Origin of the sequence: Pseudonocardia hydrocarbonoxydans, assembly GCF_006539565.1 — a bacterium.
Classification (GTDB): Bacteria; Actinomycetota; Actinomycetes; order Mycobacteriales; family Pseudonocardiaceae; genus Pseudonocardia; species Pseudonocardia hydrocarbonoxydans.
Genome location: NZ_BJNG01000009.1, coordinates 1 through 17,451, shown reverse-complemented (window position 1 = coordinate 17,451; position 17,451 = coordinate 1). Strand labels below are relative to the sequence as shown.

The following is a 17,451-nucleotide window of genomic DNA, read 5'->3' as shown; positions in this document are numbered from 1 at the left end:
GTCGTCGCCGCGCCCAGCGGTACCGCGCCGGACGGTGACCTCGCGGGCCCGCTCACGCGATCGGCACGCGCCGCGCGATGCCCTCCGCGGCGTCGGCCCGCTCGACGTCGTCGCGGGTGATGCCCAGGACGAACAGCACGACGTCGAGGTAGGGGTGCGACAGCGCGGTGTCGGCCACCTCGCGCAGCGCCGGCTTGGCGTTGAACGCGATGCCCAGCCCGGCCGTGGCCAGCATGTCGATGTCGTTGGCCCCGTCGCCGACGGCCACGCACTGCTCCAGCGGCACGCCGTGGGCGTCGGCGAAGCGGCGCAGCGCGACGGCCTTGCCCGGCCGGTCGACGATCTCGCCGACGACGCGGCCGGTGAGCCGCCCGTCGACGACCTCCAGCTCGTTGGCCGCACAGAAGTCCATGCCGAGCTCCTCGGCCAGCCCGGAGATGACGCGGGTGAACCCTCCCGAAACCACACCGCAGCGGAAGCCCAGGCGCTTGAGCGTGCGGATCGTGGTGCGCGCGCCGGGTGTCAGCTCCAGCTCGGCCGCCACCTCGGCCAGCACCGACTCGGGCAGCCCGGCCAGCACCGCGACGCGGCGGCGCAGCGACTCGGCGAAGTCCAGCTCCCCGGCCATCGCCGCCTCGGTGACGGCCCGGACCTCGTCCTCCGCGCCCGCCCGCGCGGCCAGCATCTCGATGACCTCGCCCTGGATGAGCGTGGAGTCGACGTCGAACACGATGAGCCGCTTGCTGCGCCGCGCCAGCCCCGCCCGCTCGACGGCGACGTCGACGCCCGCCGAGCGCGCCACCTCGACCAGCTTCGTGCGCAGCGTGCCGGGCGGATACTCCCGCGAGCTGTGCCCGGGGACGGGCGAGACCATCAGCTCCAGGCCGGTGACCGGGTAGTCGGCCACCCGGCGGATGGCGTCGATGTTCGCCCCCGCATCGGCCAGGGCCTGGGCGATCGAACCGAACGCCCGGGCCGTGATCGGGCGTCCTGTCACGACGACGACGTGCGTCGAGAGCCGCACCGACGGGTCGGCCCCCAGGGAGGTCTGCACCTGCATCGAGATGCTCGCCATCGCCTGCTCGACGGCCTCCTGCAACCCCTCGGGGTCGTGGTGGGCGGTCACCAGCGCACCGAGGGTGAGCCGGCCGCGGATGACGACCTGCTCGACGTCGACCAGGTCGACCCCGTGCCGGGTCAGCGCGGCGAAGAGCACCGAGCTGACACCGGGACGGTCGGGACCGGTGACCGTGATCAGGACACTGGTCAACGGGACTTCGGGTCGCCGTTCGGCTGCTCCTCGCGCCCGACCCGCTGCGTGAGCATCTCCGACGGTGCGGCGTGCCCACCGACGTGTGCCTCCTCGCGGAAGCGCTCGACCAGGTGCGGGTAGTGCAGCTCGAACGCCGGGCGCTCGGAACGGATCCGGGGCAGCTCGGTGAAGTTGTGCCGCGGCGGCGGGCAACTCGTGGCCCACTCCAGCGAGTTGCCGAAGCCCCACGGGTCATCGACCGTGACGACCCTGCCGTAGCGGTAGCTCTTGAACACGTTCCAGATGAACGGCAGCGTCGACGCCCCGAGCACGAACGCCCCCACCGAGGAAATCGAGTTCAGCACGGTGAACCCGTCCTGCGGCTGGTAGTCGACATAGCGCCGCGGCATACCCGCGTTGCCCAGCCAATGCTGCACCAAGAAGGTGAGGTGGAAGCCGATGAACGTGGTCCAGAAATGGAACTTGCCCAACGTCTCGTCCATCATCCGGCCGGTCATCTTCGGGAACCAGAAGTAGATGCCGGCGTAGGTGGCGAACACGATCGTGCCGAACAGCACGTAGTGGAAGTGCGCCACCACGAAGTAGGTGTCCGACACGTTCAAGTCGATGGGCGGTGACGCGAGCAGCACGCCCGTGAGACCACCGAACAGGAACGTCGCGAGGAAACCGATCGAGAACAGCATCGGCGTCTCGAACGTGATCTTGCCCTTCCACATCGTGCCGATCCAGTTGACGAACTTGACGCCCGTCGGGATCGCGATGAGGAACGTGGTGAAGGAGAAGAAGGCCAGCAGCACCGCACCGGTGGCGTACATGTGGTGCGCCCACACCGCCACGGACAACACCGCGATGGCGATCGTCGCGTAGATCAGGGTCTTGTAGCCGAACACCGGCTTACGGCTGAACACCGGGAAGATCTCCGAGACGATGCCGAAGAACGGCAGCGCCACGATGTAGACCTCGGGATGGCCGAAGAACCAGAACAGGTGCTGGTAGAGGATCGTGCCGCCGTTGGCCGGGTCGAACACGTGCGCGCCGAGGCGCCGGTCGGCCAGCAGCCCGAACAGCGCGGCGGTCAGCACCGGGAACGCGATGAGGATGAGCAGCGCCGTCACGAAGATGTTCCACGTGAAGATCGGCATCCGGAACATCGTCATGCCGGGGGCGCGCATGCACACGATCGTGGTGATGAAGTTGACGGCGCCGAGGATCGTGCCCAGACCGGAGACGATCAGACCGACGGCCCACAGGTCACCACCCACGCCCGGCGAGTAGGTCGCGTTCGAAAGGGGCGTGTAGGCGAACCACCCGAAGTCAGCCGCGCCACCCGGCGTGAGGAAGCCCGAGACGACCGTGAGCCCGCCGAAGAGGAACAGCCAGTAGGAGAAGGCGTTGAGCCGCGGGAACGCGACGTCGGGCGCCCCGATCTGCAGCGGCACGATGTAGTTCGCGAACCCGAACAGGATCGGCGTGGCGTAGAGCAGCAGCATGATCGTGCCGTGCAACGTGAACAGCTGGTTGTACTGCTCGTTGGACAGGAACTGCTGCCCCGGCACGGCCAGCTCGCCGCGCATCAGCAGGGCCATCGCACCACCGGCCAGGAAGAAGCCGAACGACGTGACCATGTAGAGGATCGCGATGTCCTTGGGGTCCGTCGTCCTGATCATCTTCAGGAACGTGGAACCCTTGCCGGTACGGCGCGCCGGGTACGGGCGCGACGTGATCGGCGTGGGGGCGACGGCTGTCACGTGTTCACTCCCTGCGGTGGTCTGTTGAGCTCGGGAGGAGCTTAGCTCTACCCGCCGTCGAAGACACGTCGGGCATCATCCGCATCCGTGAACATCGTCATGGGCCCGGCGCTGGCCGTCGCCATGGTCGTGGCGGTGCTGCTGGGCGCCGCGGTGGCGTGGGCGGCCCGGCTGGGCACCTCCCGCGCCACGGTGACGGCCGCGGTGCGGGCCACGCTGCAGCTCGGGGCCGTGTCGCTGCTGATCGGCGCGATCGTGGGCTCGTTCGCGCTGAGCGCGCTGTTCGTCGCGGTGATGGTGGTGGTCGCCGCACGCACCGCGGGGAAGCGGATGACCGACAGCCGCAGCGGGTGGTGGGCCGCGCTGCCGATCGCGGTCACGCCGCTGCCCGTCGTCGGGGCGCTCGTGCTGGCCGGGGTCGTGCCCGCGACCGGGATCTCGGTGATCCCGACGGCGGGCATCCTCATCGGCGGCACGATGACGGCCACCGCGCTCGCCGGGAAGCGGGCGCTCGACGAGCTGGAGGCGCGCAGCGGGGAGGTCGAGGCGGCGCTGTCGCTCGGCTTCGTCGCCCGCGACGCCGCCGTCGAGATCGCGCGGCCCGCGGCGGCGTCCGCGCTGATCCCGGTGACCGACCAGACCCGCACCGTCGGGCTCGTCACCCTGCCCGGCGCGTTCGTGGGGATGCTGCTGGGCGGGGCGTCACCGGTGGAGGCGGGCGCGGTGCAGCTGCTCGTGCTGGTGCTGCTGCTCGCCGTCGAGACCGTGGCGGTGGCGCTGGCCGTGGAGATGGTGTGCCGCGGCCGGATCCACCGCGCCACCGAACCGGCCGAGATCACCGCCGAGCGGGCTCACCCCCGGGTGTTTCAGCGCAGCGGCAGGAACAGCTCCTCGAACAGCTCCGGCGCCGACGCCGGGTTGACCGGCGGGTCGACGATGTAGAACTCGGTGCCCATCCCGAGGGCGAACATCGGGTCGGGCATCGACAGCAGGAAGTGGTCGGGGCCCATCTGGCTGGCGTGGGCCCGCATCGAGGCGCGCTTCTGCTCCACGAAGTCGACGGCGTCGACGCGGTGGGTGATCTCCGACTCGGGCTTGCCCATCGTGTCCATGCCGGGGGGCGGGGTGAAGTCGGGGTTCTGCGCCTTCATGCCGCGCAGCATCCAGTCGCGGTTGATCGTGCCCTGCGCGACGACCGGCACCGCCGACAGCTCCGCCGCCCGCCGGCCCACCCGGTGCACCTGGATGTGGTCGGGGTGGCCGTAGCCGCCGTTGTCGTCGTAGGCGGTGAGGACGTCGGGCTCCTCCTCGTCGAGGATCACCGCGAGGCGCCGCGCCGCGTGCTCGACGTCGGCCTGCCAGAAGCAGTACGGCGCCTCGTTGCTCGGCTCGCCGATCATCCCGGAGTCGGTGTACCCCAGGAACTCGACGCGCTTGGCGCCGATCGCCGCGGCCGACTCGTAGCACTCGGCGGAGCGCCGCGTCGACAGCGGCTCCCCCGGCTCCAGCACGCCCGGGACGGGCTCGCCCAGCTCGCCGCGCGTGGCGAAGACCAGCACCACCCGGTGCCCGGCCGCCGCGGCGCGCGCGAGGGTGCCTGCCGAACCGATCGACTCGTCGTCGGGATGGGCGTGAAAGGAGACGATGGTTCCCACGCCGACGAGCCTACGACGACCGGCACCCCGGACGCCGTCAGGCCAGGATGCGGGTCAGGGCCGGGGCGATGTCGGCCAGCCGCGCCACCACCTGCGCCCGGCCGCCGCCGCGTGCGGCCAGCGGGAACGCCGCCGCCTCGGCGTCCGCGCCGCCGAGCGGCACGAGGACGTGCAGGCGGTCGATGCCGCCCAGCGCCTCGGCCGGGTCGTCGCCCGCGGTGTGCAGGCAGTCCGACAGCAGCACGACGAAGCGCTCGTCGGCGACCGCGGACGCCAGCTGCTTGGACGCCTCCCGCAGCCCCGCCGCGAGGTCGGTGGTGCCGTGCCCGCGCAGCGCGATGAGGTCCGACAGCAGGTCCTCGGGCGGGCGCCGCACGCCCTGGGCCTGCAGCACCTGCACCCCGGCCCCGAACGCCAGCACCGAGGGCTGCAGCTGCGGCGGCCCGTTCTCGTTGGCGACGACGACCCCGGCCGCCGCGACCGCGGCCAGCGCCACCGCCAGCCCCTTCATCGACCCGGAGATGTCGACGACCAGGCAGACCGCGCGCCGGTGCGCCGTCCAGGTGCGGGTGACCAGCTCCTCGGGCCGCCGCGACGCCGACGGGTCCCACGCCTCCAGCGTCCGGTCCAGGTCCAGGTCGCCGTCGAGGCGCCGTGACGGGCCCAGCCGCCGCGTGCCCCGCGCCTTGGCCGGCCCGACCCGGCCGAGCCGGATGAACACCCGCCCGGCGAGCCGGCGGGCGGCCGCCCGCAGCGCCACGTCGGTGGCCACGGCCATGTCGGCGAGCAGCGCCGCCGCACCCTCCGGGTCCTCCCCCGCGAGCCGGTCGAAGGCCTCGACGTCGAGCTCGCCCGGCTCGGGCGACACCTCGTCGAAGGACGGGTGGTTGGCCGCGATCTGCCGGCGGCCCTGGGTACGGCCCGGCTGCTCCCGGCCGGGGCGCGAGCGCTGCTGGAAGCCCGGGTTATGCCCCGGGCTGGGTGCTTTTCCCTCGGCGTCCGGGGAGTCCGCGTCGTCCGGCGGCTCCGCCGGTTCCTCGGAGGGCCAGTGCGCGTCGAGCAGCTCGTCGATCACCGACTCGGCCGTGCGGTCCACCCCGTCGACGATCCGGATGCGGCCCGACAGCGCGGCGTAGGCGGCGTCCCGCGCGGTGTCCCGCGACGGGTCGGCCTCCTTGCGCAGCTCCGCCAGCCCGGTGAGCACGAGCGAGAGGTCGATCGCCCCGCGCACCGAGCTGCCCATGCGGACGTCGCGGTGCTCGCGGGTGGCGCGCGTCAGGGTGACCGACAGGTCGACCCAGCGACCGGCCAGCCCGCTCACCGACGACGTGATCGCGCGCTCGCCGTCGAGGTCCTGGTAGCCGAGCACCACCCGGCACATGCGGTCGGCGATGGCCTGTGACACCCGGGCGGTGCCCACGGCGTCGAACGGGTTCATCGCCGCGATCAGCCGGAAGTCCTTGCCCGCGTGGACGGTGCCCAGCCGCGGCACCGCGATCTCGCCCTCCGTCAGCACGGTGATGAGGACGTTGAGCGTCTCCTCGGGCACCCGGTTGAGCTCCTCCATGTAGAGCAGCCCGCCGGTGCGCATCGCGGTGATCAACGGGCCGTCGACGAAGGAGTCGGGCTGGTAGCCGGTCGCGAGCACCTGCGACGGGTCGAACTGGCCGACCAGGCGCGCGGGCGTCAGCTCGGCGTTGCCCTCGACGAACACGACCTCCTGCCCGGTGTCGGCGGCGATGGAACGCAGCAGGGTGGACTTCCCGGTGCCGGGCGGCCCTTCGATGACGACGTGGCGCCCGGTGAGGAGCGCGACCGTCAGCACCTCGCGCTCGCGGCGCAGCCCGACGACGGGGGTGGGGGCGTTCATGGGGACCTCTCGTGGACGCGCGAACGGCACCCCCGCGGGGGTGCCGTTCGCTCGGGGGTGCCGGTCGTCAGCTGTAGACGATGACGCCCTTCTGGTTGGTGCCCGCGTGCATGGCCTCGTAGCCGGTGCCAATCTGGTCGAGGCTGTAGGTCGTGGTGATGACCTCGTCGAGCTTCAGCACGCCCGCCCGGTAGAGCTCCACCTGGCGCAGGATGTCCCAGTTGGGGTTCGACTCGCCGAACAGCGAGCCCTGGATGCGCTTCTGGAACAGGGTGACGTCGGCCAGCGAGACCGGCAGCGGGGTGGTGTCGGCGATGTTGCCCAGCGCGGTGACGACGACGGTGCCCGCCTTGCGGATCGAGGCCATCGCCTGCCCGACGTACTCGGGCTTGATGACGCCGACGGTGATGATCGCCGAGTCGGCGCCCTGGCCGTTGGTGAACTGCTTGGCGAGCTCGGTGGCCTCCTCCATCGTCTCGACGCCGTGGGTGGCGCCGAGCTGGGTGGCGTTCTCGCGCTTGAGGGCGACCGGGTCGACGGCGATGATGTTGGCCGCGCCCGCGTGGGCCGCACCCTGCACCGCGTTGATGCCGACGCCGCCGATGCCCATGACGATGACGGTGTGCCCGGGCTGCACCTGGGCGGAGTTGACGGCCGCGCCCCAGCCGGTGCCGACGTTGCAGCCGAGCAGGCAGATCTTGTCCAGCGGCAGGTCGGAGTCGACCTTCACCACGGAGTCGGCGGAGACCGTGGTGGTCTCCACGAACGTGGAGATGCCGCACATCTGGCCGACCGGGGCGCCGCCGTCGGACAGCTTGAGCCGGAAGCTGGAGGTGTCCTCCCAGCGGGAGCCGGCGAGCAGCCCGGCGCCCAGGTCGCACAGGTTCTGCTGGCCCGAGGCACACCAACGGCAGTGCCCGCAGGACGGGAGGAAGGAGAAGACGACGTGGTCGCCCTCCTTGATGCCCTTGTGGTTGGGCGGGGCGGCGGTGACGATGCCCGCGCCCTCGTGGCCGCCGGCGAACGGGTACACGCCCACCGGGATGTCGCCGGTGGCGACGTGGTCGTCGGAGTGGCACAGGCCCGACGCGACCAGCTTGACCTGCACCTCGCCGGGACGCGGGTCGTCCACCTCGAGGTCGACGACCTCGTACTTGCCCGGTGCCTGACGGACGATCGCTCCGCGGGTCTGCATAAGTTCTCCCTTGAACAGTTCGGGGTCTCGGTAGCCGCTGTGCGGCGCGCCACACGGTTCATAGCAGGGTGCGCATGTCTTGGGAAGCTCTACGGAACCGTTGACGGCCGGTTGCCCCCCAGTAGAGTCCGGTGACCCCGAACACGGAGCGCCACCATGACGGAACCGTTCAACGCCGCCACGTTTCTGACCGAGGACCGCGTCGCCGCGGGGGACGCCGACCGGGTCGCGATCCACCATCCCCGGGGCTCCCACACCTACCGGCAGCTGACCGAGGAGATCCGCCGCGTCGCCGCCGGGCTGGTGGCGATCGGGGTGCGGCCCGAGGAGCGGGTGCTGCTGGCGATGGTCGACGACGTCGAGCTCGTCACCGGCATCCTGGCCGCGATGTACGTCGGGGCGGTCGCCGTGCCGTGCTCGACGATGCTCACCGGTCCGGAGCTGGCCAAGCTCGTCGTCGACTCGCGCGCCCGGGCCCTGCTGGGCAGCAGCGAGTTCGCCGCCGCGGTCGTCACGGCGGCGAGCGGCGCCCCCGACCTGCGCCACCTCGTCCTCACCGGCGACACGGCCCCGGAGGTCCCCGGCGTCACGACCCGCACCTGGGACGAGCTGCGTGCTGCCGAGCCGCTGGACGCCCCCTACGCCACCTGGGACGAGTCGCCCGCACTGTGGCTCTACACCTCCGGCACCACGGGCACACCCAAGGGCGCGATGCACCGCCACGCCGACATCCGGTTCGTCTGCGAGACCTACGCCCGCGAGGTGCTGCGGATCGGGCCCGCCGACGTCTGCCTGTCGGGCGCGAAGCTGTTCTTCGCCTACGGCATCGGCAACTCGCTGTTCTTCCCGCTCTCGGTCGGCGCGTCCGCGGTGCTCGAACCCGCCCGCCCGAACCCGGCCCGGTTCGGCGAGCTCACCGAGCGCTACGGCGTCACGCTGTTCTTCGCCGGCCCCAGCTTCTGGGGCCCGCTGATGGCCGCCGACCTGCCCCCCGCGCAGTTCGCGACCGTGCGCAACGGCGTGTCGGCCGGGGAGGCGCTGCCCGCGCGCATGTTCCACGGCGTCCGCGACCAGTACGGCTTCGAGATCCTCGACGGCATCGGCTCCACCGAGGCACTGCACATCTTCATCTCCAACGTGGCCGGTGCGGTGGTGCCCGGCAGCTCCGGGTTCCCGGTGCCGGGCTACCGCGTGGAGCTGCGCCGCGACGACGGCAGCGTGATCTCCGGCGCCGACGAGCCCGGCATGCTCTACGTCGCGGGCGACTCGATCTGCACCGGGTACTGGTGTCGCACCGAGATCAACCGCCGGGTGTTCCAGGGCGAGTGGATGCGCACCGGCGACCAGTACGTGCGCGGGGCCGACGGCAGCTACACCTGCCTGGGCCGCGCCGACGACGTGCTCAAGGTCGGCGGCATCTGGGTGAGCCCCACCGAGGTCGAGACCCGGCTGCTGGAGCACCCGGGGCTCGCCGAGGCGGTCGTCGTCGGGGTGCCCGACGCCGACGGGCTCGACAAGCCGGTGGCCTACGTCGTCCCGAAGCCGGGGGTCGCCGTCGATCCCGACGAGGTCATCGCGTTCTGCCGCGCCGGGCTGGCGTCGTTCAAGCGGCCGCGGCTGGTCGTCGAGGTCGGCGAACTGCCGCGCACCGCGACGGGCAAGATCCAGCGCTTCCGCCTGCGCGAGCTGGCGGCGTCGACCGTCGCCCCGGCGCCGCAGGCCGCCACCGACGTGGCGGAGGCCCAGGGCTGAGCGCGGGGTCCGCCGACACGGATCTTCTACAGAACCTTGACGGACAGCGTCGACTGCGTAGAGTATTAGGGCATGTCCACCACGGCCGACCCTGACCAGGTCGAGGTCCCGCAGGTCTCGTTCGACGCGGAACCGTCGACCTACCGCCACTGGAAGCTCGACGTGCAGGGCGAGGTCGCCTATCTCCGCCTCGACATCGACGAGACCGCGGGGATCGTCCCGGGCTACGAGCTGAAGATGAACAGCTACGACCTGGGCGTCGACATCGAGCTCTACGACGCCACGCAGCGGCTGCGCTTCGAGCACCCCGGCGTCAGGGCCGTGGTGCTCACCAGCGCGAAGGACCGCAACTTCTGCGCCGGCGCCAACATCCGGATGCTCGCGCAGTCGAGCCACCCGTGGAAGGTGAACTTCTGCAAGTTCACCAACGAGACCCGCAACGGCATCGAGGACGCCACGGCGAACTCGGGCCAGACCTGGATCGCGGCCGTCAACGGCACCGCGGCGGGCGGCGGGTACGAGATGGCGCTGGCCTGCGAGCAGATCCTGCTCATCGACGACAACTCCTCCGCGGTGTCGCTGCCCGAGGTCCCGCTGCTGGGCGTGCTGCCCGGCACCGGCGGGCTCACCCGCGTGATCGACAAGCGGAAGGTGCGCAAGGACCGCGCCGACGTGTTCGCCACCAAGTCCGAGGGCGCCCGGGGCAAGCAGGCCGTCGAGTGGAAGCTCGTCGACGAGGTGATCCCCAAGCGGGCCTGGGACGAGACGGTGGCCGAGCGCGCCGCCGCCGCCGCGGCCCGCTCCACCCGCCCCGCCGACGCCACCGGCGTCACGCTGCCGCCGCTGCAGCGCGAGGAGGACGCCGACGGGATCCGCTACCGCCACGTCACCGCCGAGTTCGACCGGGACGCGGGCCTGGTGAACATCACCGTGCACGGTCCGGAGGGCGACGTCCCGGACACCGTCGAGCGCGTCCACGAGCTGGGCGCGGAGTTCTGGCCGCTGGCCATGACCCGCGAGCTCGACGACCTGATCCTGCGGCTGCGCGCCAACGAGCTCGAGCTGGGCACCTGGATCGTCCGCACGAAGGGCGACGTCGAGGACGCGCTGGCCTTCGAGCGCGTCATCGAGCAGTTCTCGGGTTCGGACTGGCTGGTCAACGAGATCCGGCACTACTTCAAGCGCGTGCTCAAGCGGCTCGACGTCACCTCGCGCTCCCTGATCGCGCTGATCGAGCCGGGCTCCTGCTTCGCGGGCGCGCTGCTGGAGCTGGCACTGGCGTGCGACCGGCAGTACATGCTCGACGGCTTCATGGAGGAGGCCGACGAGGAGGGCGAGCCCGCGCAGCTGGTGCTCTCGGCGTCGAACTTCGGGACCTTCCCGATGTCCAACGGGCTGTCCCGGCTGGGCAGCCGGTTCTACGGCGACGACGACGCCGTCGCGAAGCTGCGCCAGGAGACCGGCCGCCGCATCGACGCCGTCGAGGCGATGGAGCTGGGGCTGGTCACCGACGCCCCCGACGACATCGACTGGGACGACGAGGTCCGGATCATGCTCGAGGAGCGGGCCTCCCTGTCCCCCGACGCGCTCACCGGCATGGAGGCCAACCACCGGTTCGTCGGCCCGGAGACGATGGAGAGCCGCATCTTCAGCCGGCTCACCGCCTGGCAGAACTGGATCTTCGTTCGACCCAACGCGTCCGGTCCGGACGGTGCGTTGCGCAAGTACGGCACGGGACGCAAGGCCGATTTCGACAGGAAGCGGGTCTAGCCATGAGCATCGACTACTCCGAGAAGATCCCCAACAACGTCGACCTCGCCGGCGACCGCAAGCTGCAGCGCGCGCTGGAGTCCTGGCAGCCCAACTTCATCAACTGGTGGAAGACGATGGGCCCGGCCGTCCCCACCGAGGACGTCTACCTGCGCACCGCCGTCGACGTCGGCCGCGAGGGCTGGGCGTCGTTCGGCCACGTCGCGATGGAGGAGTACCGGTGGGGCGTGTTCCTCTCCGAGCACAACGCCGACCGCAAGATCGCCTTCGGTGAGCAGAAGGGCCAGCCGGTCTGGCAGCAGGTGCCCGGGGAGTACCGCGCCGACCTGCAGCGCCTGATCGTCATCCAGGGCGACACCGAGCCCGCGTCGGTCGAGCAGCAGCGCCGCCTGGGCGAGACCGCCCCGTCGCTCTACGACCTGCGCAACCTGTTCCAGGTCAACGTCGAGGAGGGCCGCCACCTCTGGGCGATGGTCTACCTGCTGCACGCCTACTTCGGCCGCAACGGGCGCGAGGAGGCCGAGGCGTTGCTGCAGCGCAACTCCGGCGACCTCGACAGCCCGCGGATCCTCGGCGCGTTCAACGAGGAGACCCCCGACTGGCTGAGCTTCTTCATGTTCACCTACTTCACCGACCGGGACGGCAAGTACCAGCTCGGCACGCTGAAGGAGTCGGCGTTCGACCCGCTGAGCCGCACGTGCGAGTTCATGCTCAAGGAGGAGGCCCACCACATGTTCGTGGGCACCACCGGCATCGACCGCGTCGTCACCCGCACCGCCGAGCTCATGCGCGAGCACGACACCGACGACGTGTCCCCCCACGGCGGCATCTCGCTCGACGTCATCCAGAAGTACGTCAACTTCCACTACTCGGTCAGCCTGGACCTGTTCGGGTCGGAGAAGTCGACGAACGCGGCGAACTACTTCACCGCCGGGCTCAAGGGCCGCTGGCAGGAGGAGCGCCGCAAGGACGACCACCAGCTCACCGAGGACTCCTCCCACGTCGACCTGGTGCGCGACGGCGTCGTCACCACCGAGGAGGTCTCGGCGCTGGTCGCGCTCAACCACGACCTGCGCAACGAGTACGTCCAGGACTGCGCCACCGGCATGAAGCGCTGGAACCGGGTGCTGGAGAAGGCCGGGATCGACCGCCGCCTCTCGCTGCCCCACGTCGGCTTCAACCGCGAGGTCGGGCTGTTCTCCGGGCACCACGTCACCCCGAAGGGCGACGTCGTCGGGCCCGACGTGTGGGAGGCCGGCAAGGACCGGTGGCTGCCCAGCGAGGCCGACAAGGTGCACGTCCAGTCGCTGATGCGCCCGGTCTACGAGCCCGGCAAGATCGCCGGCTGGATCGCCCCGCCGAGCAACGGCATCAACGACAAGCCCTTCGAGTACGAGTACGTGCACTTCCCCTGATCCCGGCCCGCACGGACGGCCCGCCCACCCGACCTGTCCGGGTGGGCGGGCCGTTCGCGTCGGGGGGTCAGGTGGTGCCGGCGCCCGGCCCGTCCGCGGCCCGGTGCGGGATCGCGCACGCCATCGCCAGCACCGCCATCGACGCCGTGTAGAGCACCGCGACCCAGGCCCCGCGCGGGGTGCCGGGCGCCAGGTGCGGGACCCGGTCGCCGATGACGGCCGCGCCGGCCGCCCATCCCAGGATCCCGATCGACGCGACGACGCCCGCGGCGACGCGGCCCGCCCTGCGCCCGCGCCCGGCCAGGGCGTACCCACCCGCGATCCCGAACAGCGGGACGGCGAGCGCGGCGCCGCCGATGCCGCCCTCGGTGACGACCGTGACGAACGCGTAGGGGTTGGCGACGACGAAGGCCAGCGGCGCCGCGGCCAGCAGGCGCCGGAACCGGTCGTCGCCCGACCGGCGCAGGTGCTCGGCGCGGCCCAGCAGCGCGCCGGTGACCGCACCGGGGAGCAGGATCCCCCCGAACGTCGCGAGCCAGCCGACGGTGGTCTCGGCGCCCGCGACCTCGACCATGAACCCGCGCAGCCCCGCGGCCCAGGCCAGCCCGGCGACACCGCCGGCGACGACGTACGCGACACCCCGGCGGGCCGGGGCTCGGGGCGCGGCCGGGCGCGGGATCGCGACCCCGCCCGCCGGCCGGTTCACCTCCGCCTCCCGGTGGCCAGTGCCACGCCGAGCACGGCCCAGGTGAGCAGCCAGCTGCCGAGGGCGAGCGCACCGGACGGGCCGTCGTCACCGAAGAGCCACCCGACCGCGAGCAGCCACAGCGCGCAGAGCAGGGGGTCGCGCGCCGCCATCCCGACCAGCGCCGGGCCCGCAGCACCGCGACCCCGGCGGCGAGCATGCCGACGAACAGCAGCGCCGTGCCCACCACGTACACCGCGACCGGGTCGCTGCGGACGGTCCCGGCCACGACGTTCGCCACCGCGGTCACCAGCCAGCCCAGCGACGCCACCGCGAGGCCCGCCCGCGCGGCGACACCCGCCCCGGCGGCCCCGGAACGGTCGAGGGCCACCGGCCCCGCGGCCAGCAGCACCGACCCGGCACCGGCCAGCAGCAGCGGCCACGCCGCGCCCGGGTCCGCCACCTGCGCGGGCAACGACACCAGGTACAGGATCGCGCCGGACGCGCACGCCGTGCCGCCGGCCGCCGTCGGCCCCGCCGCCCGCGGGGCACTTCTCGTCTCGGTCATCGCACGAGGATGCGGCCGGACCGTCCCGGCCGTCTCGGGTCGGGCGTCCCGGACCGGGCGGGAAGCGGTCCCGGGCGCCGGCGTCAGGCCCGCCCCAGACCGGCCTCGCGGGCCGCGGCGATCGCGCCGGCGCGGTCCGCGGCGTGCAGCTTGACCAGCACCGTCGACACGACGTTGCGCACGGTCTTCGGGGCGATCCCCAGCCGGGCGGCGATCGCGGCGTTGCCCAGGCCGCGGGCGACGAGGTCGAGCACCTCCCGCTCGCGGGCCGTGAGCTGGGCGAACGGCTCGGCCCGGCCGACGGCGAACCAGGTGGCCAGCCGCGCGGCCAGCGCCGGCCCGAACACCGCCTCGCCGCGCGCGACGGCGCGGACGGCCTGCAGCACCGCGTCCGGGTCGCTCTCCTTGAGCAGGTAGCCCCGCGCCCCCGCCCGCACGGCGTCGACCACCAGCGCGTCGGCGTCGTCCATCGTCAACACCAGCACCCCGAGCCGCGGCCGGGCCGCCAGCACCTGCCGGATCGCCGCGATCCCGCCCAGCACCGGCATGTGCAGGTCGACCACCAGGACGTCCGGGCGGAGCCGGCCGGTCAGCTCGACCGCGGCCCTGCCGTCGCCACCGGTGCCGACCACCTCGACGTCGGGCGCGGTGCCCAGCAGCCCGGCCAGCCCGTCGCGGAACACCGGGTGGTCGTCGACGAGCACCACCCGGATCACGACGGCCCCCGCAGCGGCACGGTGACGGCCACCCGCGCGCCCCCGCCGGGGGCCGCGTCGAGCGTGCACCGGCCGCCGAGCTCCCCGGCCCGCTCGCGGATCGAGGTGATCCCGACGCCGGCCCGGAAGCCGTCGGTGAAGCCGGGGCCGTCGTCGTCGACCCGGACGTCCAGCGCGTCGCCCTCCCGTGCCACGTGCACGCGGCAGCGGCGCCCGCCGTGCCGGGCCGCGTTGGTCATGGCCTCGACGACGATCCGGTACGCCGCCACCTCGACGGCCGCGGGCAGCCCGTCGGCCGGGTCGATCCCGACGTCGACCTCCAGCGGCTCGAGCCGCCGGGCCTGCTCCCGGATCGCCCCGGCCAGCCCCAGCTCGTCGAGCGCGGGCGGGCGCAGGTCGTAGGCGAGCCGGCGCAGCACGCCCGCCGCGTCCGTCGCCTCCCGGCGCAACCGGTCCAGCTCGGAGTCCACGTCCGGCGCACCCGCGCGGAGCAGGCGCCGGGCGGTCTCCGCCCGCAGTCCCAGCGCCGCCACCGACGGGCCGATCTCGTCGTGCAGGGCCCGGCGCAGCGCGCGGCGCTCCTCCTCACGGGCGAGCACCAGCCGCTCCCGCGAGCGCTGCAGGTCCATGTCCAGCGCCAGCACCCGCGCGGCCGGGGCGAGCCGGCCCGCGAGGTCCGCGAGCAGGGCGCGGTCGGCCGGTCCCGGCCGCTCCCCCACCTCCCGGGGCGCGACGACGAGCGCGCCGACCACCTCACCGCCGTGACGCAGCGGTTCGGACCACAACGCCACCCCGGCCGGCTCGGTGCCGGCGACGGCGACGTGCACCGGGTCGCCACCGCCGCGCAGCACCTCGATCCTGGCGAACGGGACCCGCAGCGCCGCCACCACGTCGGCGGCGGCCACCGGCAGGACGTTCGCCGGGGTCGCGGCGAGGTGCCCGCCGAGGCGGCGCAGCGCGGTGGCCGGGTCGTCGCGGTCGCCGTAGAAGGCCCGGCCGACCGCGCGGTGCAGCAGCAGCCGCAGCGGGTTGACCAGCAGCGCGACCGCGACCGCGCCGGCCACCGCGACCGGCCCGGTCGCGCTCCCGGGGAGGCCGGCCGCGGACACGGTGACGACGACCAGGTAGAGCGCGACGACGGCGACGGTCAACGCGGCGTAGACCATCGTGCGGCGCAGCACGACGTCGAGGTCGAACAGCGTCAACCGCAGCAGCGCGACGGCCAGCGCCACCACCAGCGCGAGGCCCGGCAGGCCCAGCCAGGAGGCCGGGAGCAGCGGCGCCCCGGTGATCAGCGCCGGCACGAACCAGCCCGCGAGCACCAGCGCGGAGGCCGTCCAGCCGCCGGCGCCGATCCAGCGCAGCTGCCGCCCGGCCACACCGTCGCGGTCGGCGCGGCGGAACCGCCGGGTCCCGATCGCGAGGCCGGTGGCCAGCGCCGCGACCGTCAGGGCCGACTGGACGACGATCATCCCGCCGACCCAGCCCGGGGACCCCACCGGTCCGGGCAGCAGCGCGGCCGCCGCGGCCAGCACGGCGAGCGGGACGGCGTACACCGCGGCGAGCGTGCCCCGGCGCGGTCGCGACGGCGCCGGGAACAGCAGGGTGAAGGCCACCAGCCCGCTCCAGGCCACGGTGTAGACGACCTGCACCGCGAACAGGAACAGCCACTGCCCACCCGTCCCCAGCGCCGCGGCGGGCAGGCCCAGCACGGTGACGACCGTGCTGCCGAGCAGGCCCGCGGCCAGCACCGCCAGCGCGGCGGCGGCCGGGTCCCGTCCGCGGCCGCGCACCAGCGCGTAACCGGCCAGCACGGCGAGGCTCAGCACGAACAGCAGTGCGGACCAGCCGGCGGCGAGGGCCTCGCCCCACCGTCCCGGGACGGCCGGCTCGGCGACGGCGCGCAGCGTGCCGTCGCGGCGCACGGTGTAGCCACCGGGGGCGACGGCGACGACGGTGTCGCCGGGCCGCAGCGCGGCGCACCGGCCCCGCAGCTCGGGGTGCACGCCGTCGGCGCGCCAGACCCCGACCGCCGGCGTCAGCACGGCGCAGTCGCCCGGCGTGACCGTCCACCATCCCGCGTACCCGGCCGCCGGGACGAGGGCGACGGCGAGCGTGACGGCCACCGCCGCGGCCCGGCCCGCGCGCGGCCCCGCGGCGGCGGACCCGGTCGGCGGCGCCACCGTCACAGTGTGGCGGAGCCGGGAACCCCCTCGCGGTGCCGTCGGCCGGGCCGCGGCCGCGGCCCGGCCAGCAGCACCGCGGCCGTGCGGGCCAGGCCGAGCGGCGGCCCGAACGGCAGTGCGAACCCGGTCCAGAACACGAGCTCCACGGGCAGCAGGAGCAGCGCAGGCCTCCGGCCGCGACCCCGCCACAGCAGCACCGCCAGCCCGGTCTCGGCCGCGCAGACGGCGACGAACGCCCCCAGCAGCGGGACCGACGCCGGCAGGCCCACGGCGTCGAACGGGCCCTCACCGTAGGTCGGCAGCCCGAACAGCCGCCAGACCTCGCCGTGCTCGGCGAGGTACCCGACCCCGACGACGCCCGGCACGCCGAACCCGAGACCCGCCACCGCGGCGGCGACGGAGCCGCAGCGCAGCAGGGCCGTGCGCCGCCGGTCGGGGGTGCTGGTGCGGCCGGGCGGCCGGGTCGTCGCCGACATGGTGTCGAGGGTGGGCGTCCGGCGTCCCGGAGCGCACGGGCCGCCCGTCCCGGACCGGCCGGGATCCTGTCCCGGACCGGGGGCGGCGTCCACCGGCGCGGCCCGCCCGCCGCCCCTCCTCCGGGTGGCCGGGCCGCTAGGG

At 73.6% G+C, this 17,451-nt stretch carries 14 protein-coding genes; 4 read left to right on the top strand and 10 right to left on the bottom strand.

Going from position 1 to position 17,451, the window contains the following annotated elements:
• Positions 1-52: 52 nt before the first annotated feature.
• Together serB and ctaD are read right to left on the bottom strand one after the other, a co-directional pair.
• Positions 53-1,270: a phosphoserine phosphatase SerB gene (serB, locus tag PHY01_RS05115; protein WP_141277359.1), complete on the bottom strand. Its 1,218-nt coding sequence runs from the start codon at positions 1,268-1,270 to the stop codon at positions 53-55.
• A complete protein-coding gene (ctaD, locus tag PHY01_RS05110; protein WP_141277358.1) occupies positions 1,267-3,021 on the bottom strand; it encodes an aa3-type cytochrome oxidase subunit I in 1,755 nt (584 codons plus the stop codon). The genes serB and ctaD overlap by 4 nt, the downstream gene beginning before the upstream one ends.
• Before the next feature lie 87 nt (positions 3,022-3,108).
• Between ctaD and PHY01_RS05105 the strand changes: the two genes are divergently transcribed.
• Complete coding sequence (locus PHY01_RS05105; protein ID WP_174824081.1) at positions 3,109-3,963, top strand: ABC transporter permease; 855 nt, start codon at positions 3,109-3,111, stop codon at positions 3,961-3,963.
• Here PHY01_RS05105 and PHY01_RS05100 read toward each other — a convergent pair.
• The 3 genes from PHY01_RS05100 to PHY01_RS05090 all read right to left on the bottom strand — a co-directional run bounded on the left by PHY01_RS05100 (position 3,888) and on the right by PHY01_RS05090 (position 7,741).
• Positions 3,888-4,676, bottom strand: a complete 789-nt coding sequence (locus tag PHY01_RS05100) for a PIG-L family deacetylase (protein ID WP_141277357.1) — start codon at positions 4,674-4,676, stop codon at positions 3,888-3,890. The two genes, PHY01_RS05105 and PHY01_RS05100, sit on opposite strands and share 76 nt — an antisense overlap.
• Positions 4,677-4,713: 37 nt before the next feature.
• Positions 4,714-6,546: an AAA family ATPase gene (locus PHY01_RS05095; protein ID WP_141277356.1), complete on the bottom strand. Its 1,833-nt coding sequence runs from the start codon at positions 6,544-6,546 to the stop codon at positions 4,714-4,716.
• Between the two features lie 67 nt (positions 6,547-6,613).
• Positions 6,614-7,741, bottom strand: coding sequence for an NDMA-dependent alcohol dehydrogenase (locus tag PHY01_RS05090; protein ID WP_141277355.1), 1,128 nt, complete (start codon positions 7,739-7,741; stop codon positions 6,614-6,616).
• Between the two features lie 156 nt (positions 7,742-7,897).
• On the opposite strand from PHY01_RS05090, the gene PHY01_RS05085 reads away from it, so the two are divergent.
• The 3 genes from PHY01_RS05085 (at position 7,898) to boxB (ending at position 12,678) form a co-directional block, all read left to right on the top strand.
• Entirely contained in the window at positions 7,898-9,493 is a 1,596-nt protein-coding gene (locus PHY01_RS05085) for a benzoate-CoA ligase family protein (RefSeq protein WP_141277354.1), read from the top strand.
• 72 nt (positions 9,494-9,565) lie between these two features.
• Positions 9,566-11,263: a 2,3-epoxybenzoyl-CoA dihydrolase gene (boxC, locus tag PHY01_RS05080; protein ID WP_141277353.1), complete on the top strand. Its 1,698-nt coding sequence runs from the start codon at positions 9,566-9,568 to the stop codon at positions 11,261-11,263.
• Between the two features lie 2 nt (positions 11,264-11,265).
• Positions 11,266-12,678, top strand: a complete 1,413-nt coding sequence (gene boxB, locus PHY01_RS05075; RefSeq protein WP_141277352.1) for a benzoyl-CoA 2,3-epoxidase subunit BoxB — start codon at positions 11,266-11,268, stop codon at positions 12,676-12,678.
• Between the two features lie 67 nt (positions 12,679-12,745).
• On the opposite strand, the gene PHY01_RS05070 is transcribed toward boxB, so the two are convergent.
• The 5 genes from PHY01_RS05070 to PHY01_RS05055 all read right to left on the bottom strand — a co-directional run bounded on the left by PHY01_RS05070 (position 12,746) and on the right by PHY01_RS05055 (position 17,309).
• Positions 12,746-13,384, bottom strand: coding sequence for a hypothetical protein (locus tag PHY01_RS05070; protein WP_141277351.1), 639 nt, complete (start codon positions 13,382-13,384; stop codon positions 12,746-12,748).
• Entirely contained in the window at positions 13,381-13,536 is a 156-nt protein-coding gene (locus PHY01_RS26215; RefSeq protein WP_170183644.1) for a hypothetical protein, read from the bottom strand. Before PHY01_RS26215 ends, PHY01_RS05070 begins: the two co-directional genes overlap by 4 nt.
• A 478-nt stretch (positions 13,537-14,014) precedes the next feature.
• Complete coding sequence (locus tag PHY01_RS05065) at positions 14,015-14,647, bottom strand: response regulator (RefSeq protein ID WP_218030012.1); 633 nt, start codon at positions 14,645-14,647, stop codon at positions 14,015-14,017.
• Positions 14,644-16,830: a sensor histidine kinase gene (locus PHY01_RS05060; protein WP_141277350.1), complete on the bottom strand. Its 2,187-nt coding sequence runs from the start codon at positions 16,828-16,830 to the stop codon at positions 14,644-14,646. The genes PHY01_RS05065 and PHY01_RS05060 overlap by 4 nt, the downstream gene beginning before the upstream one ends.
• Before the next feature lie 2 nt (positions 16,831-16,832).
• Positions 16,833-17,309: a hypothetical protein gene (locus PHY01_RS05055; RefSeq protein ID WP_141277349.1), complete on the bottom strand. Its 477-nt coding sequence runs from the start codon at positions 17,307-17,309 to the stop codon at positions 16,833-16,835.
• Positions 17,310-17,451 lie beyond the last annotated feature (142 nt).

What these genes read in the sequence shown, in the direction of transcription:
- PHY01_RS05085 (WP_141277354.1), top strand. Translation starts at nt 7,898, where the DNA reads ATGACGGAACCGTTCAACGCCGCCACGTTTCTGACCGAGGACCGCGTC.
- boxC (WP_141277353.1), top strand. Translation starts at nt 9,566, where the DNA reads ATGTCCACCACGGCCGACCCTGACCAGGTCGAGGTCCCGCAGGTCTCG.
- PHY01_RS05055 (WP_141277349.1), bottom strand. Translation starts at nt 17,309, where the DNA reads ATGTCGGCGACGACCCGGCCGCCCGGCCGCACCAGCACCCCCGACCGG.
- boxB (WP_141277352.1), top strand. Translation starts at nt 11,266, where the DNA reads ATGAGCATCGACTACTCCGAGAAGATCCCCAACAACGTCGACCTCGCC.
- PHY01_RS05090 (WP_141277355.1), bottom strand. Translation starts at nt 7,741, where the DNA reads ATGCAGACCCGCGGAGCGATCGTCCGTCAGGCACCGGGCAAGTACGAG.
- PHY01_RS26215 (WP_170183644.1), bottom strand. Translation starts at nt 13,536, where the DNA reads ATGGCGGCGCGCGACCCCCTGCTCTGCGCGCTGTGGCTGCTCGCGGTC.
- PHY01_RS05095 (WP_141277356.1), bottom strand. Translation starts at nt 6,546, where the DNA reads ATGAACGCCCCCACCCCCGTCGTCGGGCTGCGCCGCGAGCGCGAGGTG.